Genomic DNA, 22,839 nt, shown 5'->3' with positions numbered 1-22,839 from the left:
CGCGCCCTGTCGGCGGCCAATCTCCACAGGTGCCCCGCACAGGCATGCCAGCACCACCCCGACGGGGGGTGCAGGCCTCCCGTCGGCTACCGCTGCTGCAGCGCCAGCCGGCCGGCGAGGGCGACGTACGTCGCGGCGAAGGTGCGCCGCATCCAGGCGACGATCCGCGGCCGGGCGAGCACGCGGGAGCGGACGGCGGCGGCGAAGAGCCCGTAGCCGGCGAACACCACGAAGGTCACCGCCATGAAGACGAGGCTGAGCCCGGTCATGCGCAGCCAGCCCCCGGGCTCGCCGGCCGGCACGAACTGCGGCAGGAAGGCGAAGAAGAAGACGGTGAGCTTGGGGTTGAGCACGTTGATGAGCACCGCCTGCCGGATCACCGCCCGGTCCGCGGCGGGCGCCGGACGGCCCTCCTCGACGTGCAGCGGTGTGCGGTCGCGCCAGGTCTGCCAGGCGAGGTAGAGCAGGTAGCCGACGCCGAGGTACTTGATGACGGAGAAGGCCACCGCCGAGGCGTGCAGCAGCGCGGCCAGCCCGGTGATCGCCGCGACCATGTGCGGCACGACGCCGAGGGTGCAGCCCGCCGCGGCCACGATGCTGGCCCGCGGCCCGCGGGCGAGCCCGGCGGCGATCGTGTAGAGGGCGCCGGTCCCGGGCGTGGCGACGACGACGAGCGTGGTCAGCAGGAAGGCGATGCTCACGGGGGCTCCTCGCAGGCTCCGATCAGGGCGACCCTAGTGAGCCGGGCGCCCGCTGTCACCCGAGCTGCAGCGCCCCCGTCTCGAGGTCGAGCAGCCGCCGCTTGCGGGCCGCGCCACCGGCGTACCCGACGAGCAGCCCGTTGCTGCCGATGACGCGGTGGCACGGGACGATCACCGCGATGGGGTTGCGCCCGTTGGCCGCGCCGACGGCCCGCGACGCCGTAGGACGGCCGATCGCCCGCGCGACCTCGACGTAGCTCGCCGTCTCGCCGTACGGGATGGCGCGCAGGGCGTCCCACACCTGGTTCTGGAACGGGGTGCCCCCGGGCGAGAGCGGGACGTCGAACGTGCGCCGCTCGCCCGCGAAGTACTCGTCGAGCTGGCGGCGCGCCACCGCCAGCACCGGGTGGTGGTCGTCCCGCGCCTCGGGCCGCAGCTCGACGTGGTCGAACGGCGCGAACCAGACCCGGCTCAGCCCGACCCCGTCGGTGGTCAGCAGCAGCTGTTCGATCGGGCTGTCGAGGACGGCCCACGCGACCGTGCGGTCAGGAGTTGTCATCCGCTGAACGTCCCTTCGCTGTTCCACAGGTGCATGACGGCGTACGACCGCCAGGGCCGCCAGCCGTGCGCGCGGGCCGCCATGTCGCCCGGCGCGACCGGCCCCCCCAGGCGCTCGAGCGCGCGGCGAACGCCGAGGTCGCCGGCCAGGAAGACGTCCGGGTCGCCGAGCGCCCGCAGGGCGATGTAGCTCGCGGTCCAGGGGCCGACCCCGGGCACGTCGAGCAGCGCCTTCTCGGCCGCCTCGCGGTCGGCGCCCGGGCCGAGCACCACGTCGCCCGCGGCGATCGCCGCCGACACCGAGGTGACGGCCCGACCGCGCGCCGTGGACATCGGCAGGGCGGCCGGGTCGACCCCGGCCAGCACGTCCGCCGCGGGGAACAGGTGCGTCACGCCGCCGAGCGGCTCGGCCAGCGGCTCGCCGTACGCCTCGACCAGCCGCCCCGCGGCCGTGCGCGCCGCAGCGACCGAGACCTGCTGGCCGAGCACCGCCCGGACCGCGATCTCGGCCGGGTCGACGGTGCCGGGCACGCGCAGGCCCGGGTGGGCGCTCACGAGCGGGGCCAGCAGCGGGTCGGCTCCGAGCACGTCGGCCACCGCGACCGGGTCGGCGTCGAGGTCGAGCGCCCGCCGGCAGCGGGAGACAGCGGTCATGGCGTCGCGCACGTCGCAGAGCCGGAGCTCGGCCGCCACGGCATCGGGGCCGGGCGTCAGCGTGACGACCCCGGGGCCGTACGGCAGCCGCAGCGAGCGGCGGTAGGAGCCGTCGACGACCTCCTCCACACCCCGCACCGCCCGCCGGCCGAGGAAGGCCAGCAGCGCGTCCCCGTCGAACGGGCGGCGCACCGCGAGCCGGAGCATCAGCCGCCCGGACGCGGGGCGTGCCGTGAGCCGGGCACGCAGCTGCGACGGGGTCAGGTCGAAGACCTCGCGCACGGTGTCGTTGAACTGCCGGACGCTGGAGAAGCCGGAGGCGAAGGCGACATCAGCGAATCCGAGGTCGGTCGTCTCGATCAGCGTGCGGGCGGCCTGTGCGCGGCGCGCCCGGGCCAGGGCGAGCGGCCCGGCCCCGAGCTCGGCGACGAGCGTGCGGTTGAGGTGCCGCTCGCTGTAGCCCAGCCGCGCCGCCAGGCCCGGCACGCCCTCGCGCTCCACGACGCCGTCGTCGATCAGCCGCATCGCCCGGCCCACCACGTCGGCCCGCACGTCCCATTCGGGGGAGCCGGGCGAGACGTCCGGACGGCAGCGCTTGCAGGCGCGGAAGCCGCCGCGCTGGGCAGCCGCGGCCGTGCGGAAGAAGCGCACGTTGGACGGCTTCGGGGTCGTCGCCGGGCAGGACGGCCGGCAGTAGATCCCCGTCGTCGTCACCGCCGTGAAGAAGATGCCGTCGAAGCGGACGTCCCGGGCCTGCACGGCCCGGTAGCAGCGGTCGACGTCGTCCAGCACCGGACCAGCCTGACACGCGCCCGGACCCGCCGACTGGCGGGTTTCGGACACGGCCGTGGCGTTTGCGGGACGGCGGCCACGGCAGAATCGACTCCGTGCCCCAGTTGAGCGACGAGAGCCTCTGCGAGACCCTGTCGACGTACGCCGGGCTGGTCTCGCGGGTGCTGGACGACCCCGAGCGCTGGCTGGGCTGGGGCGGCGGCGAGCCGCGTTCGTCCCTGCCGGGCCGGGTGGGGGACCGGGCCGCGCGCGCGGTGCTCGGCGGCACCCCGCCGGGGTCGGACCGCTGGCCGACCCTGCCGGTGGACGAGCGCGCCGAGTGGTGGGTGGACCGGATCGCCGTGGTGGCCGGCTTCGTCGCCGCGACGCCACGGTTCTTCGGGGCGGCCGCGGACCGGCTGCCCGTGCAGGCGGCGTTCGGGGCGTCCGCGCAGGGGCTCGCGATCTGCGCGGTCGCCCGCGAGCACGGCCTCGAGGACCCCGACGACTGGGTCCCGTTGCTCGGGCGCGTGCTGTTCGACCGGCGCGTCGAGCGCGGGCACTGCGCGGACGCGGTGGGGCGGTGGAGCCGGCGCCGCGCGGGCGAGGGCGGCGCGCTGATGGTGGTCGACGACGGCACGGCCGTCGAGCCGCTGGCCCAGCTCGACGCCGCCGAGGAGCTCGAGGCCCTCGAGCGCGAGGTGCCCGAGGAGCCCGCCGACCGCCCGCACCCGGTCAAGCGCGCGGCCCGCACGCTGTGGCGGCTGGGCAAGACGTTCCTCGCCGTGCAGGGGATGTTCGACGAGCGACCGCGCGGCGCGCTGCCCTTCCGTGCGCTCGGCAAGGTCCCGGTCGTCGGGCTCGTCGGCGGCTGGCTGGACGAGCGCGGCGGCGTGCGCAAGGCGGCGAAGCGGACGGCGAAGCTGCTGGGCTAGGCGGAGGGGGCGGGCGTGCGCCCGCCCGCTTCGTGGCGAGGTCCAGCGGGCGGCGCGCCTGCGGGCGCGCGTAGGTTGGCGGCGTGACTCTCCCGGACGACCTCGAGCAACGCATCCGCGCCCTGGCGGCCGACCCGGCGCTGCAGGCCCGGGTGGAGCAGGCCAAGCGCCAGCTGGAGGAGGGCGGCGACGACGTCGCCGGCGTCGACCGGGCCGGCCTCTACGCCACCGTGGCCGACTTCGAGATGCTCGACGGCCGTCCCGACTCGGCGGTCGAGTGGCTCCGGCGTGGTGCTGCCGAGCCCGACGCGCCCGCGGAGCTCCGCTTCCACCTGGCCCGGGCGCTGCTGCAGGCCCAGCGCAACGAGGAGGCCGCCGACCTGCTGCAGGAGCTGTGGCAGCTGCGCCCGCGCGACCTGGCCGGCCACGAGGCGCTCGGGGCGACGTTCATGGCCGCGGGGCTGGACCGGGAGGCGATCCGCTGGCTGACCGCCGGCGCGCTGGCTGCGCTGCGCACGGACCGCGCCGACCCGGTGGCGGTGGCCCGGCTGCTCCGGCTGCGGCGGGCCGCCCGGCTGCGGCAGGGCTTCGTCGAGGACGACTACGACCGGATGGCGGCCGGCTCCTCGGAGCAGTGACGCGAGCCCCGCCCGCAGCGACGAGCGGGGCCCGCGGCGCCCACACCGGGATGTCGCGCGGCGGGCCTCGACGTCGTCGGAGCCGTCAGCCGCGGGCGACCGTGAGCCCGCCTTTGCCCGGCTCGAGGTCGACCACGACCTTGTCGCCGTCGCGGATGTCCCCGCCGAGCAGCGCCCGCGCGAGCGAGTCCCCGATCGCGGACTGGACGAGCCGCCGCAGCGGGCGCGCGCCGTAGACCGGGTCGTAGCCCGACAGCGCCAGCCACTCGCGGGCCGCATCGGTCACCTCGAGCTCGAGCCGGCGCGACTCCAGCCGCCGCGCGAGGGCGCGGACCTGGATCTCGACGATCCGGCTCAGCTCCTCGGTGCCCAGCGGCTCGAAGATCACGACGTCGTCGAGCCGGTTGAGGAACTCGGGCTTGAACGTCGACCGGACGACGCCCATCACCGCATCGCGCTTCGCTGAATCGTCCATCGTGGAATCCACGAGGTAGACCGAGCCGAGGTTCGACGTGAGCACGAGGATCACGTTGCGGAAGTCGACCGTGCGGCCCTGCCCGTCGGTGAGCCGCCCGTCGTCGAGCACCTGCAGCAGGACGTCGAAGACCTCCGGGTGCGCCTTCTCCACCTCGTCGAGGAGCACGACGGAGTACGGCCGCCGACGCACCGCCTCGGTGAGCTGGCCGCCCTCCTCGTAGCCGACGTAGCCCGGAGGGGCACCGACGAGCCGGGCCACCGAGTGCTTCTCGGAGTACTCGCTCATATCGATGCGGACCATCGCCCGCTCGTCGTCGAAGAGGAAGTCCGCCAGCGCCTTGGCCAGCTCGGTCTTGCCCACCCCGGTGGGGCCGAGGAAGAGGAACGAGCCGGTCGGGCGGTCCGGGTCGGAGATGCCGGCCCGGGCACGGCGTACGGCGTCGGAGACCGCCCGGACCGCGGCCTTCTGCCCGATGAGCCGGCGGCCGAGCTCGTCCTCCATGCGGAGCAGCTTCGCCGTCTCGCCCTCGAGCAGCCGGCCGGCGGGGATGCCGGTCCACGCCGCCACGACGTCGGCCACGTCGTCCGGGCCGACCTCCTCCTTCACCATCGCCTCGCGCGACTCCTGCGACTCCGCGGCGGCGGCGATCTCCTTCTCCAACGCGGGGATCTCGGCGTACATCAGCCGCGACGCCGTCTCGAAGTCGCCGTCGCGCTGCGCGCGCTCGGCCTGGCCACGCAGGTCGTCGAGCCTCTCCTTGAGCCCGCCCACCCGGTTGAGCCCCGACTTCTCCTGCTCCCAGCGCGCGTTGAGCGCGGTCAGCCGCTCGTTCTCGTCGGCCAGCCGCCGGCGCAGCACCTCCAGACGCTCCTGCGACGCGGGGTCGTCCTCGCGCTCGAGCGCCATCTCCTCCATCCGCATGCGGTCGACGGCACGCTGCAGCTCGTCGATCTCGACGGGCTTGCTGTCGATCTCCATGCGCAGCCGGGAGGCGGCCTCGTCGACGAGGTCGATCGCCTTGTCCGGCAGGAAGCGCGAGGTGATGTAGCGGTCGGACAGCGTGGCCGCGGCGACGAGCGCCGCATCGCTGATGACGACCTTGTGGTGCGCCTCGTAGCGGCCCCGCAGGCCACGCAGGATGCCGATGGTGTCCTCGACCGACGGCTCGCCGACGAAGACCTGCTGGAAGCGGCGCTCCAGCGCGGGGTCCTTCTCGATGCGCTCGCGGAACTCGTCCAGCGTCGTCGCGCCGACCATGCGCAGCTCGCCACGGGCCAGCATCGGCTTGAGCATGTTGCCCGCGTCCATCGCGCCCTCGCCGCTCGCGCCGGCACCGACCACGGTGTGCAGCTCGTCGATGAAGGTGACGACGCGCCCCTCGGACTCCTTGATCTCGTTGAGGACGGCCTTGAGCCGCTCCTCGAACTCGCCCCGGTACTTCGCGCCCGCGACCATGGCGCCGAGGTCGAGCGCGACGAGGGTCTTGCCGCGCAGGGACTCCGGCACGTCGCCGGCCACGATCCGCTGGGCCAGCCCCTCCACGACCGCCGTCTTGCCGACGCCGGGCTCGCCGATGAGGACCGGGTTGTTCTTGGTCCGCCGGGAGAGCACCTGCACGACGCGCCGGATCTCGGCGTCGCGGCCGATGACCGGGTCGAGCTCGCCGGCGCGGGCGCGGGCGGTCAGGTCGACGCCGTACTTCTCCAGCGCCTGGTAGGTGCCCTCCGGGTCCGGCGACGTGACGCGGGCCGCGCCCCGGGCCTTCTCGAAGGAGGCGAGGAGCGCCTCGGGCGTGGCGCCGGCCTCGCGCAGCAGGCCCGTGACCGGGCCGCCGGACTCGGCGAGCCCGACGAGCAGGTGCTCGGTGGAGACGTACTCGTCGCCGAGCTCGCGGGCGTGGTTGCCCGCCGCGGTCAGCGCGGCGTAGGCGGGACGGGCGAGCTGCGGCGCGCTGACGGTGTCGCCGCTGGCACTGGGCAGCCGGGAGGCGACCTCCTCGGCCCGCGCGCGCAGGGCGTCGCGGTCCGCGCCGACGGCCTCGAGCAGCGGCCCGACCGCGCTGTCGGCCTGGCCGAGCAGGCCGAGCAGCAGGTGGACCGGCTCGACCTGGGCGTTCCCGGCGCCTGACGCGCGGCGCACGGCCTCGGTCAGCGCCTCCTGGGTGCGGGTGGTGAGCTTGTTCGTGTCCATCGCGGGCGTTGTCGCTCCTCGAAGCGTCGGGGCTGTTGGCGAGTACAACCGCAGGAACCTTGAGTCTGTTCCGCTCAACTCTAGCTTCCCGCGCCGCTGCGGGATACCCGCCCGTCGGCTCGCGCAGCCCGCGGTCCGTGCCGCCCATCCGGACGCACGAAGGCCCGGCCCCCTGGAGGGGACCGGGCCTTCGCGACGCTGCGTCAGGCTTCGTCAGTCAGTGACCGACAGCGCCGACCGCCGGCTCACCGCTCGTAGTAGTCCGCGGCGGTGAGGTCCTCGACGTACATCGTGGCGGCGGCGACCAGAGCGTCGCGGGCGGCCAGGTCGGCCGCGTCGCCCTTGATCTGGTTCTTCGCCTTGGCGATGAACGACTGGAGGTAGCTGATCGACTGCGCCTCGCTGCCCTTGGCGGCGGCCGCGTCGACCTTGGCGAGGCGGTCCTTCAGCGACGCCGACGCCGAGGCGGTGACGTTGCCGGAGGCGACGTAGCCGTCGACCATGTCGTAGAGGCTCTGGAACGAGAGGGCCTCGGTGTAGAGCTGCTGCATCTGGACGTTGAGCTCGGTCGACTTGACCTTGGCCGCGTCGGCGAAGAGCGCGTCCGTCAGCTTGAACGAGTCGAAGCCGCGCTGGATCTCGTTCGAGAAGATGTGGCCGTTGTACCAGTAGGTCGACCAGTTGCCGCCGGTCACCGCGATCGGCTGGCCCGTCGTCGGGTTCGTGCCACGGATGTCCGGGCCACGGTCGAACCAGGCGATCTCCTTCGGGTTCGCCGAGTCGGTGAAGTCCCACACCGACAGGCCGCCCTGGTACCACGCCTGGACCATGATGTCCTTGCCCTTGACCGGGATCAGCGAGCCGTTGTGGGCGACGCAGTTCTCGGTCTCCTGCTGGATGCGCGGGATCTTGAAGTAGCTGCGGAACTGCAGGTCGCTGCCGCCGACGATGTCGTAGATCGCGTCGGCACCCTTGACCAGGCCGTGGTTCGGGTCGTAGTCGCAGGTGGCCTGGCCGCCGCCGCCGAGCTCGTCGGTGAAGACGACCTTGTTGCCGGTGTTGTTGAACGTGGCCGAGTGCCAGAAGCTGAAGTTCACGTCGTCGCGGACGACGTCGATCAGCGTCGGCGCCTCGCGGTTCGAGATGTCGAAGATCGCGCCGTCGCCCATGCAGGCACCGGCCATGACGTCACGCGAGGGGAACGTCGTCAGGTCGTGGCAGCCGCTCGTGGCGCTGACCGAGTTGCTGGTCGGGTCGGCGGGGTTGCGCGCCTTGCCGGGGTTGCCGCCGTCCGGGAACAGCACCGGCGTGCTGACGATCGCGGCCGAGGTCGGCGCGTCGAGCGGGACCTTGATGACCGAGATCTTGTCGTGCGGGGGCTTGCAGTAGGCCGCGCTCGCGCTCGGGGAGTACGAGGAGACGTACACGTAGACCGAGGCGAGGTCCTTCGACGCCGCGAGCGTGTGGGTGTGCGAGCCGCAGTCGGTGCGGATCGACTTGATGTACTGCGGGTTCTCGACATCGCTGATGTCGAAGATCTTGATGCCCTCCCACGAGGCAGCGTTGTTCTGGCTGCTGCCCGCGCTCTCGCACGAGTCGTTCGTGCGCGGCGAGTCGGTGGAGAGGAAGAGCAGGTCCCCGTAGACCGAGATGTCGTTCTGCGAGCCCGGGCAGACGACCGTCGTCACGCGCTCGGGCGCGGCCGGGTCGCTGATGTCGTAGACCGCGAAGCCGTTGTAGTTGCCGGAGAACGCGTAGTTGCCCTGGAAGGCCAGGTCGCTGTTGAGCGCGGCGGTCGAGGCGAACTGGTCGGGCTTCGGCGAGTTCGCCAGGTGCTCGATGTTGGCCGTCTTCGCGACCTCGTTCGGCGCGACCGGCCCCATGGGCGGGTCGTCCGCGTAGGCACCCGAGAACGGGGTCGCGACCAGGCCGGCGGTCAGCACAGCTCCCCCGAAAATCGCTGCTACGCGGCGCCGGCTAGTGCGGGCCGTTCTGGGCTCCATACGGTCTCCTCGGTCGGGATACGAGCGCGTTCCGCCCGGGGTCGGGCGTGACGTGCCACGCATCCTGGCGAAGACATCACCGCAGCGACACCCCCCGCGTGAAAAATCGGCGTTTCCGACCATTACAACTTCGTAACGCAGGGAACTGATCGCCCGGGGCAAGTGTCGTGGTCGCCTGCGCACAGCGCGTTCATCAGTCAAGATGTGCGCCATGCTCCGCGGACATCATCCCCGTCCTCGCTGCGGCGCCACCGCGCTCGGCACCGGTCTGCTCACCGTGGCCCTGCTCTCGGGCTGCACGTCCGACGACGGCCCGGAGGCGACGGCAGCCCAGCCGACCCCCGCCGCAGCCGCCCCCAGCGGCCCGCCGGCGATCCAGCCCGGACGACCGGGCGAGCCGAACACGACGGGCTCGCCCTCCATCGCCCCGGACACGTGGAGCACCGCCGACATCGAGTTCGCCTCGATGATGATCCCGCACCATGCCCAGGCTCTGGAGATGAGCCGGCTGGCCCCGGACCGGGCGCAGAGCCCCAAGGTCAAGGCGATGGCGGCGCGCATCGAGGCCGAGCAGGAGCCGGAGATCGAGCTCTTCCAGGCCTACCTGCAGGAGCGCGGCCAGGAGGTGCCGCCCGCCGACTGGAGGGAGCACGGGCACGGCCACCACTCCGGTGGCTCCGGGGCGCTGCAGATGGCGGGGATGGCCACGGAGGAGGAGCTCGAGGCGCTCGAGGCCGCCGAGGGGACGGCCTTCGACAAGCTGTTCCTCCAGATGATGATCCGGCACCACCAGGGCGCTCTCACCATGATCGACGAGTGGGGCGACACGCCGGGCGAGGTCAAGATGAACGAGATGGCCAGCGAGGTCGGCGTGACCCAGCAGGGCGAGATCAACCGGATGAACGACCTGCTCGCCGAGCTCTGACCCGGCCGGGCGGGCGCTTCATCGAAAGGCAACGGCAGCGACCCAGCTCGGCAACCAGGACGGCGCACACTGTCACTGCGCGTCACCGGCCGGGCCGAACGCCGGCCGCTCGCGGCACGGGGACGCCGGACAGGGGAACGCCATGCTCTTCGACGTACGCGTCGTGCTGCCCGACCGCCCCGGCGCGCTCGCCCGGGTGGCCGACCTCATGGGCTCCTGCGGCGGTGACATCGTCGGCGTGCAGGTGCTCGGCCGCGAGAGCGGCCGCGCGATCGACGACTTCCGCATCAGCCTGGCCTCCGGAGCGGAGAGCCGGCTGCGGGAGCGGCTGGAGCGCGACCCGGCGATCGCGCTGCTCTCGCTGCGGCCGTCCACGACCAGCCCCGGCAGCCACCTCGAGCTCGACCTGCTCGAGCACGCGCTGCGCCAGCCCGAGCGAGCCGTGGAGACCTTCACGGACATGGCGCCGGCCGTGTTCGCCGCCGACTGGGCCTGCGCGATCCTCGGCACCGGCGACTCCGCCCGGATGGTCTACTGCAGCCCCGGGGCTCCGGAGGTCGAGCTGTCCGAGGTCGACACCGCTCCGGCGCGGGCCGGGCGCGTGCAGCCGCGCGGGTTCGGCCAGGAGGACGAGGTGACGATGCTGGGGGCGCCGTTCCCCGGCGAGGTCACCGTGCTCGTCGCCCGGTCCGAGCCCGTCTTCCACCCGCTGGAGCTGAGCACGTTCCGACGGGTCAGCGAGCTGGTGGCGATGATGGCGGTGGCGAGCCCGCTCGCGCTCCCGGCCTGAGCCCGCTGGCCGGCCCGGGCCTCAGCGCGGCTCCGGCCGCCACACCACGATCGCCGCGCCGTCCCGGTTGAACGGGACGAGGTCGCGGCGGGCGGCACGCGCGGCCTCGGCGGCCGCCTGCCGGGCCGCGTCGGCCGCGGCCTGGCGGGCCGAGCTCTCCACGCGTGCGGCGACCGCTTCGAGCTCCGCGCTCAGCTCCGCGACGCGGGCCTGCAGCGCGCCCACCTGCAGCTCGAGCTCGAGGATGCGCTTGACCCCGGCGAGGTTGACCCCGTCGGTGGTCAGGCGCTGCACCTCCCGCAGGGCGGCGATGTCGCGCGCGGAGTAGCGGCGGCCGCGCCCCGACGACCGGCCCGGCGAGACGATGCCGAGCCGGTCGTACTGGCGCAGTGTCTGTGGGTGGAGCCCGGACAGCTGCGCCGCGATCGAGATGACGTAGACCGGCGCGTCGTCGTCGAAGGGCAGCTGGCTCATTCACCTACCCCCTGTCGCTGCGGGCCGCTTCGTAGAAGCCGGCCCGCGGGTCGTCACCGGCCGTCGCCTCGGCGTACGCCTCGAGGGCCGCCTTGGCCTTGGCCGACAGCTTCGCGGGCACCGCGACCTGCACGGTGACGAGCAGGTCGCCACGGGTGCCGTCCTTGCGGGTCGCGCCCTTGCCGCGCGCCCGCATCGTGCGCCCGTTGGCCGTTCCGGCGGGGAGCCGGAGCGTGACGGGGTTGCCGCCCAGGGTCGGCACCTTCAGCTCGGTGCCGAGCGCTGCCTCGGGGAACGAGACGGGCACGGTCACCGTGAGGTCGTCACCCGAACGTCCGAAGACCGGGTGCGGGGCGACGTGCACCGTGACGTACAGGTCGCCGGCCGGGCCCCCGCGCTCACCGGGAGCGCCCTTGCCCTTGAGCCGGATGCGCTGCCCGTCCTTGACCCCGGCGGGAATCCGGACGTTGAGCACCTCGCTGCCCTGCGCGCGCCCGCTGCCGTGGCAGTTCGGGCACGGGTCGTCCACGACGAGCCCCCGGCCCTTGCAGTTGCGGCAGGGCTCGGCGAAGGCGAAACCGGAGCCGCCCCCGACGCTGGTGCGGCCGGTGCCCTCGCACTCCGGGCAGGTACGCGGCATGCTGCCGTTGCGCCCGCCCGTCCCGTTGCACTCCTGGCAGGGCTTCTCGCTGCTCTTGCGCAGCGCGACGGTGCGCCCGTCGATGCTCTCGAGGAACGAGATGCTCACCTCGGACTCGACATCGGCGCCCCGGCGCGGGCCGCCCGGCCGGCGCACGCCGCCGAACAGCCCGCCGAGGACGTCACCCAGCCCGCCCTGCGCGCCACCGGCGGCGGCGCCGCCGAAGATGTCGCCGATGTCGAAGCTGACCCCGCCCGGCCCGCCGGCCGACCGGAACCGGCCCGCGCCGGAGCCGAACAACGAGCGGGCGTCGTCGTACTCCTTGCGCCGCTTGGCGTCGGACAGGACGTCGTACGCCTCGGAGATCTCCTTGAACCGCTCCTCGGACGCGGCGTCACCCTTGTTGGCGTCAGGGTGGTACTGCCGGGCCAGCTTGCGGTAGGACTTCTTGATCTCGTCGGCGGACGCGTCCTTGGAGACACCGAGCGCCTTGTAGTAGTCCTTCTCCAGGAAGTCCTTGGTGCTCACCCGGCGTCCCCTCCCCTCAGTGTCATCTGACTTCCGATTCGCGGATGGTGCTTCGTTATTCGGCTGAGCCGGCCGGCTCAGCCACCGCCACCCGCGCGGGGCGGACGATGCGCTCGCCGATCCGGAAGCCCGGCTGCAGCACGGTCACGCAGGTCGCCTCGGTCACGTCGGCGGAGTACTCGTGCATGAGGGCCTCGTGCACCGTCGGGTCGAACGGCTCGCCGGGCTCGCCGAAGCGCGTCAGCCCGAGCTTGTCGATGACCGCGGCCAGCGAGTCGGCGACGGCCTTGAAGCCGCCGACCAGCTCACCGTGGCTGCGCGCGCGGTCGATGTCGTCCAGCACCGGCAGGAAGCTGGTGAGCACGTTGGCCAGCGCGGCCTCGCGGACGGCCTCCCGGTCGCGGTCCACCCGCTTGCGGTAGTTGGCGTACTCCGCCGTCAGCCGCTGCAGGTCGGCCGTGCGCTCGGCCAGCTGCTGCTCGACGTCGCTGCCCGAGGTGCCCGCGGCCGGGGCCTCCGCCGCGCCCGCCGCCGGGGCGGCGGGAGCAGGCTGCTCGGCCTGCTCCCGGACCGCTCCGGTCTCGGGGTCGATCCGCCGCTTGTCGCGGACGACCGGCTCCGGGGCCTCGCTCTCGAGGTGCGCGTCGCTCACTTCTGCTCGTCCTCGTCGACGATCTCGGCGTCCACCACGTCGTCGTTGGCGCCGCCGGCCGTGGCACCGCCGCCGAAGCCGCCCGCCGCGGCACCCGGGCCGGCCTCACCGGCACCCTGGGCGTTGGCGTACATGGCCGAACCGAGCTTCTGGCTCGACTGCGCGACCCGGTCGGTGGCCGACTTGATCGCCTCGGTGTCGGTGCCCCCGAGCGCGGACTTCAGCGCGCCCACGGCGTCCTCGACCTCGGCCTTGGCGTCCGCCGGGACCTTGTCCGCGTTGTCGGTGAGGAACTTCTCCGTCTGGTAGACGAGCGACTCGGCCGTGTTGCGGACCTCGGCCTCCTCGCGGCGCTTGCGGTCCTCCTCGGCGTGGGCCTCGGCGTCCTTCACCATGCGCTCGATGTCCTCCTTGGGGAGGGCCGAGCCGCCGGTGATGGTCATGCGCTGCTCGCGACCGGTGCCGAGGTCCTTGGCGTGGACGTTGACGATGCCGTTCGCGTCGATGTCGAAGGTGACCTCGATCTGCGGCACGCCGCGCGGCGCCGGCGGGAGACCGGTCAGCTCGAACATCCCGAGCCGCTTGTTGAGCGAGGCCATCTCGCGCTCGCCCTGGTAGACCTGGATCTGCACCGACGGCTGGTTGTCGTCAGCGGTCGTGAAGATCTCCGAGCGCTTGGTCGGGATCGTCGTGTTGCGCTCGATGAGCTTGGTCATGATGCCGCCCTTGGTCTCGATGCCGAGGGACAGCGGGGTGACGTCGAGCAGCAGGACGTCCTTGACCTCGCCCTTGAGCACGCCGGCCTGCAGCGTGGCGCCGACGGCGACGACCTCGTCCGGGTTCACGCCCTTGTTGGGCTCGCGCCCCCCGGTCAGCTCCTTCACGACGTCGACGACCGCCGGCATGCGGGTCGAGCCGCCGACGAGCACGACGTGGTCGATCTTGTCGACCGGCACGCCCGCGTCGCGCAGCACGTTGCGGAACGGCACCTTGGTGCGCTCGAGCAGGTCCGAGGTGATGCGCTGGAACTCCGCGCGCGACAGCGTCTCGTCGAGGAAGAGCGGGTTCCGCTCGGCGTCGACGGTGATGTAGGGCAGGTTGATCGAGGTCTGCTGCTGGCTCGAGAGCTCGATCTTGGCCTTCTCCGCGGCCTCGCGGATGCGCTGCATCGCCATCTTGTCCTTGGACAGGTCGGCGCCGTGCGCAGCCTTGAACTTCTCCACCAGCCAGTCGACGATCCGCTGGTCCCAGTCGTCGCCACCGAGGTGGTTGTCGCCCGAGGTGGCCTTGACCTCGACGACGCCCTCGCCGATCTCGAGCAGGGACACGTCGAACGTGCCGCCGCCGAGGTCGAAGACGAGGATCGTCTGGTCCTTCTCGCCCTTGTCCAGGCCGTACGCGAGCGCGGCCGCCGTGGGCTCGTTGACGATGCGCAGGACGTTGAGGCCCGCGATCTCGCCGGCCTCCTTCGTGGCCTGGCGCTGGGCGTCGTTGAAGTACGCCGGGACCGTGATGACCGCGTCGGTGACGGGCTCGCCGAGGTAGGACTCCGCGTCGCGCTTGAGCTTCTGCAGCACGCGCGCGCTGATCTCCTGCGGGGTGTACTTCTTGCCGTCGATCTCGACGGTCCAATTGGTGCCGACGTGGCGCTTGACCGAGCGGATGGTGCGGTCGGGGTTGGTGACCGCCTGGCGCTTGGCCACCTCGCCCACGAGCACCTCGCCGTTCTTGGCGAAGGCCACGACCGACGGCGTCGTACGGGCGCCCTCGGCGTTGGCGATGACGGTGGGCTCGCCGCCCTCGAGGACCGAGACGACCGAGTTGGTCGTACCGAGGTCGATGCCGACCGCGCGGGCCATGGGGATACCTCCGGGAAGTTCGGGTTGAGCCGATGCGGCTCATGGTGGCTGCCCGTGACAACGGCCGTCAAACCGAGTTGATTCCCGACGGCTCAACTTTGTTGCGAGCGGTGCTCGCGGCCCCCGTCCCGTCGGCTGCGGACCCGCCCCACGACTCCCAGCCACAGGGCGAGCACGGCCAGCGCGCCGGCGGCCACCCCGCAGGCCGCTCCCGCGAAGGCGATGTCGAACAGGTCCCCGACGACCCGAGGGGGAGCGGCGACCAGTCGGGCCAGCACGAGCAGGCCGAAGGCCCCCAGCAGGGCGGCCAGCGAGCCGAGCACCAGCACCTGGCGGTAGAGCCGCGCGCCGGCCGCGCGCTCCGGCAGCTCCTGGGGGGCGTACGCGGCGAGGGCGGCCACGACGAGCAGCCCCCAGCCGAGCGTGCTCGCGTAGGCGGCGGCCACGTCACTGGGCATGTGCGCCTGGATCCCCACCGAGGCGACCCCCACCGCGACGGCGAAGCAGGCCCCGAGCCCGGCGACCGCGGCCCGCCAGCGCTCGGCCGTGAGCAGGACCGCGGCCAGCGCGGACGCCGTGGCCACCGTGGTGTGGCCGCTCGGCAGCGTGTGCACCCATCCGCTGTCGACGTCGCGCGCGAGCAGCTGCTTCAGGCCCGCGGTGAGCACCGGCCCGCCGAGCTGGACCGCGACCGCGGCGGCAGCGAGCCACGGCCGCCGGCGGGCGAGCCCGACCGCGGCGAGCAGGGCCGCGGCGACGAGCAGCGACGGGACCGAGACCGCGTCGAGCGGGACCGACAGCTGGTCGGCGAAGCGCGCCTTGAACGAGGCGGCGCCGCCCACGCCGTAGGAGTCGGCCATCATCCCGCGGCGGGTACGCCCGAAGAAGGCCCAGACACCGAGCACCGCGGCGAAGCAGCCGGCGGCCAGCCCGAGCAGGGCCCGCAGGTCCCGGCGGCCGGCCCGGGCGCGGCCCGGCGAACCGGTCGGCCGGATCGGGCCGGACGGCGCCGACGGGCCGGACGGCGGAGCGGGCTGCATCCGCCCAGCGTGGCAGGCCGGGTGGACGGCACGCCCCCGGTTCTCGCGAACGGGGCCCGGCTAGGGTGCCGGGCATGGTCACGGAGGGCCGGGGGCACGCTCCGGTCCGGGACCGGGCCGGCGCCCGGCGACGTGACAGACGCGGGAGAGGACGAGGGCCCATGGGCAGTCAGGGATCCGGCGGGGTGGGGTTCAAGGCCCTCACCGCGCTCTCCGCCATCGCCGCGGCATGGGTGGGCCGCAAGTCCGTCACCGGCGCCTGGAAGGCGATCACGGGCAACGAGCCCCCCGTCAACCCCGAGGACCCGGACGTCTCGTGGCAGGAGGCGGTCGGCTGGGCGCTCATCTCCGGCGCGGTGATCGGCCTCACCCGGCTGGTCGCGACCCGGCAGGCGACCGTGGTCTGGCGCAAGGCGACCGGCTACACGCCGTCGGACCTGCAGGACGCCAGCAGCTGAGCTGCGCGCGGCCGCGCGGGACGGCCGCACCCCACCCGCCCCACCCCGTTCCGCCCCACTGCGCCCGCCGCGGTGACGGCGAGCGCGGGCGGTCGTTTGTGCGTACGCTCGTCGCGTGCTGCGCAGCCTGCGGGGCCCCGACGGTGGCCCGGGGCTCGCCACCCGCGTTCTCGCCGGGGTGGTCGCCGGCCTGCTGCTCGTGATCGCCGCTCCGCACATCCTCGTGCCGGTGCTGCGCTGGCTCGTGAACCTCGCGGTGTAGCGCGTCGGGGGCTTGCCAACGTGGCCGTGGAGTCCCAGCCTTGGCGCAAGCGAGGAGCCGGGGGTTTGCCGTGAGGGCCGTGGACGAGCCGGGGCAGCGCACCGGTGGGCCGACCGCACCGCGTCCCACCGCGGGCGACGTCCTGCTGCACGTGCTCGGCCGGCTCAGCGACCCAGCCGAAGCCGCCCGCCCCGTGCATCGCCTGGCGGCGACCGTGGCCGAGGCCCTGGGCTCGCGCTGCGGGTGCGTCGTGTGGAGCGGCACGTCCTCCCCGGACGTGGGGGCCTGGCACCCCGACCCGGAGGTGACGGCGACGCTGACCCGGTGGGCCCGAGCGGCGGGGACCGCCGCGACCGGCGCACCGGCGCTCGCCCAAGCCCAGTCGACACCTCGCGAGCTCGTCGGGGAGGAGGCGCTGCAGGCCCTCGGGGCGCCGGCGGGCGACCCCGAAGCCGCCGTGCCGCCGGCTCTGCGGCAGTCGCGCGTGGTCACCGCCGCCCTGCGCGTCGGCGTGCGCTCCCTGGGCGCGATCGCGCTCGTCGAGCCGCTCCCGGCCCCGCAGCCGGCAGGCCACCGCGACGAGCACCCGGGCTCCCTGGGCCCGGCCCTCGCCGGGGCGGCGGCGAGCGGCCTGGCGCTGGCGCTGGAGAACGCGCGCCGCGGCGGGCGAAGCCCGGGCGGAGCAGGCAAGCCGGCCGCGCTGCAGGCCCACGAGAGCGCGCTGCAGCGGGAGGGCCTGCTGGCGGCCGCGCCGGACCGGCTGGCCGAGGCGGCGGACGACCTGCGCAGCGCGGCGCGCGCGGTGGCGGGCACCGCCTCCGCCGTGTTCGGCGACCCGGCCGCCGTCGTCGTGCTCGACCCGTCGGGCCGTATCCCGGTGCACATCGGCGTGGCCCACCCCGACCCCACCATGCAGCACGCGCTGCAACGGATCCTCGACCATCGGGCGGCGCAGGCGCACGGGGTCGTGCCGGGTGGCGCCGTCCAGCGCACCATGGAGGAGGGCGAGCTCTGGCTGACCCTCGTGACGGACGCCGAGATCGCCGGGCTGGTCGGCCCCGAGGCCGCGCCCCTGCTGCAGGGCATGGCTCCGCTCTGGCTGCTCACCCGACGGCTGGAGGGGCGGCAGGGCCCCGTCGGCGCCGTCTTCGTCCTGCGGGGCCAGGACCGGGTGCCGTTCTCCGAGGCCGACCTCGAGAGCCTGCGGGTGCTGGGCGAGCGCGTCGGGCTCCAGCTGGACAACGCACGGCTGCTGTTCACCGCACGCCGGGAGATCGAGGACCGCCGCCGGGTCGAGGCCGCGCTCGAGGCCGCGGTGGTGCGCCAGGAGGCGGGCGCCGAGATCTCCGAGAGCCTGGCGCGCTCGGGCGGAGACCCGGTGGCCATAGCCGAGGACGTGGCGCGCGCGATCGGCGACGTCCTCGGGGAGGCCTGCGCGGTCGCGCTGGTGGACCCGGACGGCGGCTTGCGGTTGCGCGCCCTGTCGCTGGCGCACTGGGATGCGCGGATCCGCGAGGAGGTGCGCCGGGAGCTGCGCATCCAGCCCGACGACGTGCCGCCGCTCCTGCTGCGCCGTGCGCTCGACGAGGGCACGGTCCTGGCGAACTTCCTCTCCCCCGCCGAGGTCCGCAGCGGCGCCGGCCGCTTCGGGACGAGGATCCCCGACACCGAGGGGATGCACTTCATCGCCGAGCGCCTGGCCGGGCGGGACCGGGTCTGGGGCGCGATGGGGGTGTGGCGCAGCGACCGGCGGGCGCCGTACTCGGAGGAGGAGCAGCGCTTCCTGCACGTCCTCGCCCAGCGCGTCGCCGTGCACCTGGACAACGCGCAGCTGCTGCAGGACATGCGGCGCGAGGTCACCGAGCACCGCGCCACCGAGGCGGCGCTGGCCGACAGCGTGGGGCACATCGCCGAGATCATCGACGCGCTGCCCGTCGGCCTCGTCGTCCTCGACGGCGGGGGCCGGATGGAGCGGGTCAACCGGTGGTGGTCGGAGACGACGGCCGACGACCCGGGCATCGAGCAGCTGCGCGAGGAGTCCGGCTGGCACTACCCCACGCTGCTGCGCCGCGTCGCCGTCGAGTACGTCAGCCCCTCGCTCGCAGCGCTGGCGGCGGCGGTGGAGGAGCTGCTCGCGGGGCGCCAGAGCGCGTACGAGTCGGACGTGATGCGGCCGCGGAACGGCGTCGAGCGGTGGTACCACTGCCGTGCGGTGCCGCGTGCGGGAGGCGGGGCGATCCTGACCTACGACGACGTCACCGAGCGGCGGGCCGCCGAGCGGGACGCCGCCCACCGGGCGACGCACGACCCGCTCACCGGGCTGCCGAACCGGTCCCTGCTCCTGGACCGGGTCAACCACGCGGTCGCCCGGGCGCAACGGCACCCGGCCACCCTGGCCGTGCTCTTCCTCGACCTCGACCACTTCAAGGCGGCGAACGACACCCACGGCCACCCGTTCGGCGACGAGCTGCTCCGCCAGGTCACCCACCGGCTCAGCAGTGTCGTCCGCCCCGGCGACACGCTGGCGCGCTACGGCGGGGACGAGTTCGTGCTGCTCTGCGAGGACCTGCCCCGGCCGGAGGACGCCGAGCACATCGCGCTGCGGATCCTGGACAGCCTCGAGCGGCCGGTCCTGGTGCACGGCCGGGAGGTCGTGCAGTCGGCCAGCGTCGGGCTGGCCGTCGCCGAGCCGGGCACCGACGCCAGCGACCTGCTCGCGCGCGCCGACGGGGCCCTGCTCGACGCGAAGGAGGGAGGCCGGGCCCGGCTCGCCCGGCACGACACCGTCCGGACCGACCGGGCGCGCCGCGTCCTCGACCTCACCCAGTCCCTGCGTCGAGCGGTCACGGTGGGCGACCTCGAGCTGCGCTACCAGCCCGTGGTCGGGCTGCGCGACGCGGAGCTGCGCGGGTGCGAGGCGCTCGTGCGCTGGCGGCAGGACGGCCGCATCGTGGAGCCGGCCGCCTTCCTGTCCGCAGCCGAGGAGTCCGGGCTCATCGTGCAGCTGGGCGAGTGGGTGCTGGACGCGGCCTGCGCCCAGGCCGCCGCCTGGCGTTCCGCGGGCCACGCCCAGCCGGTCTTCGTCAACGTCTCCCCGGCCCAGCTGAGCAGCGGCCTGGTCGACCGGGTCGAGGCCGCCCTCCGGGCGCACGGCCTGCCGGGCTCCGCGCTCTCGGTCGAGATCTCGGAGAACACGCTCATGCGGGACCCGGCCGCCTCCGCGCTGCACCTCGACGCGCTGGCGGCGCTCGGGGTGGGCCTCGAGGTCGACGACTTCGGGACCGGGCACTCGTCCCTGGCCCACCTGGGCAGCCTCTCCCCGCACAGCCTGAAGATCGACCGGCAGTTCGTCCAGCAGGCCCACCACGACGAGGGCGCGCGCCGCGTCGTGGCCGCGACCATCGCGCTCGCCCACGGGCTCGGCCTCGAGTCCACCGCCGAGGGCGTGGAGCTGCCCGAGCAGCTGGCCGTCGTCCGCGCGCTGGGCTGCGACTCGGCCCAGGGCTACCTGCTGCGGCGGCCCGTGCCCGCGGCGGAGGTGTGGCCGGAGCCGTTCGCCCTGCCGGCCGGCTGAGCCCCGTCAGCCCTCCGGCTGCCCGGCGCCGTGCCTGTTCTGCTGGTACTGCGAGGCCACCGGCCCGCGCTGTCCGACGTACTTCGAGCCGAGGTCGGGGTGTCCGTACGGCCGCTCGGCCGGCGCGTCCAGGCAGTGGAACGACAGCTGGCCGATCCGCATCCCCGGCCAGAGCTTGATCGGCAACGTCGCGACGTTGGACAGCTCGAGGGTGATCTGGCCGCGCGTCCAGCCGGGGTCGACGAAGCCCGCGGTGGCGTGGATCAGCAGCCCGAGCCGCCCCAGGCTGCTCTTGCCCTCGACCCGGGCGACGAGGTCGTCGGGCAGGCCGATCGCCTCCAGCGTCGTGCCCAGCACGAACTCCCCCGGGTGCAGCACGAACGGCTGGCCCTCGGGCACCCGCACCTTCTCCATGAGGTCGTCGCGCTTCTCGTACGGGTCGATGACCTCGGCGGTGTGGTTGCGGAAGACGAGGAACTCGGCGCCGAGGCGTACGTCGACGCTGGCCGGCTGGACCTGGGCCGGGTCGATGGGGTCGATGACCAGCCGCCCCTCGGCGAGCAGGCGGCGGATGGTCCCGTCGGACAGGATCACTGCGCCTCCTCGGGGCTCGGGGTGGCCGCTCGGGCCCGTGCTTCCGTACGCGGGCACGCTAGCGGCTATGCTGGCTCCGCTCGTCCCTGGGGCTCCGGCTCCGGGGTATGCGCACGCGGGTGTAGTTCAATGGCAGAACATCAGCTTCCCAAGCTGACAGTGCGGGTTCGATTCCCGTCACCCGCTCCACTCCACTCGAGTTCTTCCCCGAGTGCTTCCCCGAGCCCCTGCGCGTCGCCGGACCGACGGCGCCGTCGTGGGGGCTTCGTGCTGTCCGGGCCTGCGCTCGCGCCTTCCTCCGGCCACGGCGTCGCGCCTCCAGCCCGTTCTGCCGGGTAGGAGGCACGCCTCGCCGGTAGGAAGCCCCTGACGGCGGCGGAGGTCGTTCGCATTTCTCCCGGTTCGGGGCTACGGTCGGCTCGCATGGAGCGGCGGGCCGTGCGGGCGCAGCAGGTGGGGGCGCTCGTCCTCGCCGTGCTCGTCGTGCTGGCCCTCGCCCCGCAGTCCACCTCCGGCGCCGCCGACGCCCGCCCTACCGGGGACGTGTCGCGCGCGTCGGACGCGCCCGTCCTCGACGCCGCGCACGTCGAGCGCGCCCCGGCGGCCCGGCTCTCCGCTGCCCGCGAGCACCTCGAGGGCACCGCCCCGGCCGTGCCGCTCGCGGCCGGTGTCCTGCTCCTGCTGCTCCTGCCCGCGTCCTGCCCGCCGGGACGACGAGCCCTCTCCCGGTCGGCCGGCCCGCAGCGTGGGCGCGCTCCTCCGGTGGCACCCCGGCTCCCCCGCGAGCCAGACGGACACCACCGGACGCGCCGCACCTGCGGCGCGTTTTCCTTTTCCAGCCTTTGGAGCACGCCCATGTCGATCTCTTCGGCCACCCCTCGCGTGGACGCACGACGTACCCCGGCCGCCGACCCGCTGACCCCGGCGCAGCTGGCCGAGCTCCGCGTCGAGCTCGAGCGGTGCCGTGCCGAGCGCCGCGAGCAGCTCGCCGCCCAGGGCGCGGAGCCCGCCGCGGGCGACCTCGTCCTCGCCGCACACCTGGACTCCGTACGCAGCGTCCTGCGCGAGATCGAGGCCGCCCTCGCGCGCATGGCCGCCGGCACGTACGGCGTCTGCGTCTCCTGCTCGGCGCGCATCCCGGCGCCGCGGCTGGAGCTGCGTCCGTACCCGCCCGGCTGCGTGGACTGCGCGCGACGCGACGCCGCGGGGCGGTGAGCCCGGTGCTCGGCGCCCTCAGGCGCAGGCGCGCCGGCTCCGACCTCGCGCTGGACCTCGGAACGGCCCGGACGCTCCTGGCCACGGCGGACGGCGAGCTGGTCCTGGACGAGCCGACCGTCGTCGCGCTCGACGGCTCCGGCACGCCGACGGCGGCAGGCTGGGCGGCGTGGCAGGCGGCGGTCGACGGACCGCACAAGCTGGCGTGGCCGGTCCGCCGGGCGCGCATCACGGACCCGGTGCTGTGCGTGCAGTTCCTCCGGCTGCTGCTGGACCGCGACGGGCACGATGCCGGCGCGGTGGCGGTGTGCGTCCCGTCGGTCGCGGGGCCGTACGACGCGACCGTGCTGGCCGGGGTCGTGTCGTCGGCGACCGGCGCGCAGGTCGTGCCGGTGGACAGCGTGCTGGCGGGCGCCATCGGCGGCGGGGTGGACGTCAGCGACTCCTCGCCGGGGCTGGTCTGCGACGTGGGCGCGGGGATCATCGAGGTGGGAGCCGTCGCCGACGGCGCGGTCGTGGCGCAGGCGGCCGTACGCGTGGGAGCCCGCGACTACCTGGACGACCCGCGCCACGTGACGCCCCGCGTCGTGCACGCGATGCGGTCGGTGCTGCAGCGCGTGCCGGACACCCTCGCCGGGGACCTGGCCGCCCGGCCGGTCCGGCTGGTCGGCGGCGGGGCGCTGCTCCCCGGCCTCGCCCCGTCCCTCGCCGGCAGCTGGGGGGCTCCGGTGCAGGTGTGCCCGGCGCCGCGCCGAGCGGTGGTCGCGGGCCTGTCGTGCTGCATGCGGGCCGGCGTCGCCGCCGGCTGAGGGCGTTCCGCCGGCGCCGGTCGACCGCGGCCGGCGCCGGCACCCGGGTCCGCAGCTCCCGCAGGCTCCCGCCCGCACACTGCGACGGTCC

General features: G+C 74.4%; 19 protein-coding genes, 1 tRNA gene and 2 pseudogenes. 10 read left to right on the top strand and 12 right to left on the bottom strand.

All coding sequences use genetic code 11. The features are described from left to right. Window positions 1-86: 86 nt before the first annotated feature. From G9H72_RS15165 to G9H72_RS15155, 3 genes are read right to left on the bottom strand one after another with little or no spacing between them, the layout of a single operon-like run. The gene (locus tag G9H72_RS15165; RefSeq protein ID WP_166172531.1) at window positions 87-701 is read right to left on the bottom strand and encodes a LysE family translocator; all 615 of its coding nucleotides are present in this window, start codon (window positions 699-701) and stop codon (window positions 87-89) included. 55 nt (window positions 702-756) lie between these two features. Continuing rightward, window positions 757-1,260 (bottom strand): methylated-DNA--[protein]-cysteine S-methyltransferase, encoded by a 504-nt coding sequence (locus tag G9H72_RS22485; protein WP_166172529.1) that lies wholly within the window; start codon window positions 1,258-1,260, stop codon window positions 757-759. Then, window positions 1,257-2,705, bottom strand: coding sequence for an AlkA N-terminal domain-containing protein (locus tag G9H72_RS15155; RefSeq protein ID WP_166172527.1), 1,449 nt, complete (start codon window positions 2,703-2,705; stop codon window positions 1,257-1,259). Before G9H72_RS15155 ends, G9H72_RS22485 begins: the two co-directional genes overlap by 4 nt. Window positions 2,706-2,800: 95 nt before the next feature. Here G9H72_RS15155 and G9H72_RS15150 point away from each other — a divergent pair, with 95 nt between their 5' ends. Beyond that, window positions 2,801-3,619, top strand: coding sequence for a hypothetical protein (locus G9H72_RS15150; RefSeq protein ID WP_166172525.1), 819 nt, complete (start codon window positions 2,801-2,803; stop codon window positions 3,617-3,619). A gap of 83 nt (window positions 3,620-3,702) precedes the next feature. Continuing rightward, window positions 3,703-4,257, top strand: coding sequence for a tetratricopeptide repeat protein (locus G9H72_RS15145; protein WP_166172523.1), 555 nt, complete (start codon window positions 3,703-3,705; stop codon window positions 4,255-4,257). A gap of 85 nt (window positions 4,258-4,342) precedes the next feature. Here G9H72_RS15145 and clpB read toward each other — a convergent pair whose 3' ends face one another. The 3 genes and pseudogenes from clpB to G9H72_RS15135 form a co-directional block, all read right to left on the bottom strand. Next, window positions 4,343-6,925, bottom strand: coding sequence for an ATP-dependent chaperone ClpB (gene clpB, locus G9H72_RS15140; protein WP_166172521.1), 2,583 nt, complete (start codon window positions 6,923-6,925; stop codon window positions 4,343-4,345). Window positions 6,926-7,170: 245 nt separating this feature from the next. After that, window positions 7,171-7,431, bottom strand: a pseudogene (locus G9H72_RS23440) (FIMAH domain-containing protein); the annotation flags it as partial. A 24-nt stretch (window positions 7,432-7,455) separates the two neighbouring features. Then, window positions 7,456-8,928: pseudogene (locus G9H72_RS15135) on the bottom strand (LVIVD repeat-containing protein); the annotation flags it as partial. A 211-nt stretch (window positions 8,929-9,139) separates the two neighbouring features. On the opposite strand from G9H72_RS15135, the gene G9H72_RS15130 reads away from it, so the two are divergent. Next, the gene (locus G9H72_RS15130) at window positions 9,140-9,853 is read left to right on the top strand and encodes a DUF305 domain-containing protein (RefSeq protein WP_166172517.1); all 714 of its coding nucleotides are present in this window, start codon (window positions 9,140-9,142) and stop codon (window positions 9,851-9,853) included. Window positions 9,854-9,995: 142 nt separating this feature from the next. Continuing rightward, entirely contained in the window at window positions 9,996-10,643 is a 648-nt protein-coding gene (locus G9H72_RS15125; protein ID WP_166172515.1) for an ACT domain-containing protein, read from the top strand. A 21-nt stretch (window positions 10,644-10,664) separates the two neighbouring features. On the opposite strand, the gene G9H72_RS15120 is transcribed toward G9H72_RS15125, so the two are convergent. The 5 genes from G9H72_RS15120 to G9H72_RS15100 form a co-directional block, all read right to left on the bottom strand. Further along, window positions 10,665-11,117 (bottom strand): heat shock protein transcriptional repressor HspR, encoded by a 453-nt coding sequence (locus G9H72_RS15120; protein WP_166172513.1) that lies wholly within the window; start codon window positions 11,115-11,117, stop codon window positions 10,665-10,667. A gap of 4 nt (window positions 11,118-11,121) precedes the next feature. After that, a complete protein-coding gene (gene dnaJ / locus G9H72_RS15115) occupies window positions 11,122-12,285 on the bottom strand; it encodes a molecular chaperone DnaJ (protein ID WP_166172511.1) in 1,164 nt (387 codons plus the stop codon). Window positions 12,286-12,340: 55 nt separating this feature from the next. Next, window positions 12,341-12,937: a nucleotide exchange factor GrpE gene (gene grpE, locus G9H72_RS15110; protein ID WP_331272335.1), complete on the bottom strand. Its 597-nt coding sequence runs from the start codon at window positions 12,935-12,937 to the stop codon at window positions 12,341-12,343. Next, entirely contained in the window at window positions 12,934-14,796 is a 1,863-nt protein-coding gene (gene dnaK, locus G9H72_RS15105; protein WP_166172509.1) for a molecular chaperone DnaK, read from the bottom strand. The genes grpE and dnaK overlap by 4 nt, the downstream gene beginning before the upstream one ends. Before the next feature lie 92 nt (window positions 14,797-14,888). After that, the gene (locus tag G9H72_RS15100; RefSeq protein WP_166172507.1) at window positions 14,889-15,836 is read right to left on the bottom strand and encodes a phosphatase PAP2 family protein; all 948 of its coding nucleotides are present in this window, start codon (window positions 15,834-15,836) and stop codon (window positions 14,889-14,891) included. Window positions 15,837-15,997: 161 nt separating this feature from the next. Between G9H72_RS15100 and G9H72_RS15095 the strand changes: the two genes are divergently transcribed. The 3 genes from G9H72_RS15095 (at window position 15,998) to G9H72_RS23085 (ending at window position 20,130) form a co-directional block, all read left to right on the top strand. Further along, window positions 15,998-16,294, top strand: a complete 297-nt coding sequence (locus tag G9H72_RS15095) for a DUF4235 domain-containing protein (RefSeq protein ID WP_166172505.1) — start codon at window positions 15,998-16,000, stop codon at window positions 16,292-16,294. Window positions 16,295-16,409: 115 nt separating this feature from the next. Beyond that, window positions 16,410-16,556: a hypothetical protein gene (locus G9H72_RS15090; RefSeq protein WP_166172503.1), complete on the top strand. Its 147-nt coding sequence runs from the start codon at window positions 16,410-16,412 to the stop codon at window positions 16,554-16,556. Window positions 16,557-16,626: 70 nt separating this feature from the next. Beyond that, complete coding sequence (locus G9H72_RS23085) at window positions 16,627-20,130, top strand: putative bifunctional diguanylate cyclase/phosphodiesterase (protein ID WP_331272334.1); 3,504 nt, start codon at window positions 16,627-16,629, stop codon at window positions 20,128-20,130. A 6-nt stretch (window positions 20,131-20,136) separates the two neighbouring features. Here G9H72_RS23085 and dcd read toward each other — a convergent pair whose 3' ends face one another. Then, window positions 20,137-20,724 (bottom strand): dCTP deaminase, encoded by a 588-nt coding sequence (dcd, locus tag G9H72_RS15080; protein ID WP_166172499.1) that lies wholly within the window; start codon window positions 20,722-20,724, stop codon window positions 20,137-20,139. 115 nt (window positions 20,725-20,839) lie between these two features. Here dcd and G9H72_RS15075 point away from each other — a divergent pair. From G9H72_RS15075 to G9H72_RS15065, 3 genes are all read left to right on the top strand, one after another. Continuing rightward, window positions 20,840-20,913: transfer RNA gene (locus G9H72_RS15075), tRNA-Gly, on the top strand. A gap of 234 nt (window positions 20,914-21,147) precedes the next feature. Continuing rightward, complete coding sequence (locus G9H72_RS15070) at window positions 21,148-21,939, top strand: TraR/DksA family transcriptional regulator (protein WP_166172497.1); 792 nt, start codon at window positions 21,148-21,150, stop codon at window positions 21,937-21,939. Continuing rightward, entirely contained in the window at window positions 21,936-22,748 is an 813-nt protein-coding gene (locus G9H72_RS15065; protein ID WP_166172495.1) for a rod shape-determining protein, read from the top strand. Before G9H72_RS15070 ends, G9H72_RS15065 begins: the two co-directional genes overlap by 4 nt. Window positions 22,749-22,839 lie beyond the last annotated feature (91 nt).

Source organism: Motilibacter aurantiacus, from assembly GCF_011250645.1.
Taxonomy (GTDB): domain Bacteria; phylum Actinomycetota; class Actinomycetes; order Motilibacterales; family Motilibacteraceae; genus Motilibacter_A; species Motilibacter_A aurantiacus.
Note: the sequence above shows the minus strand (reverse complement) of the source record. Positions and strands in the feature narration are given on the sequence as shown.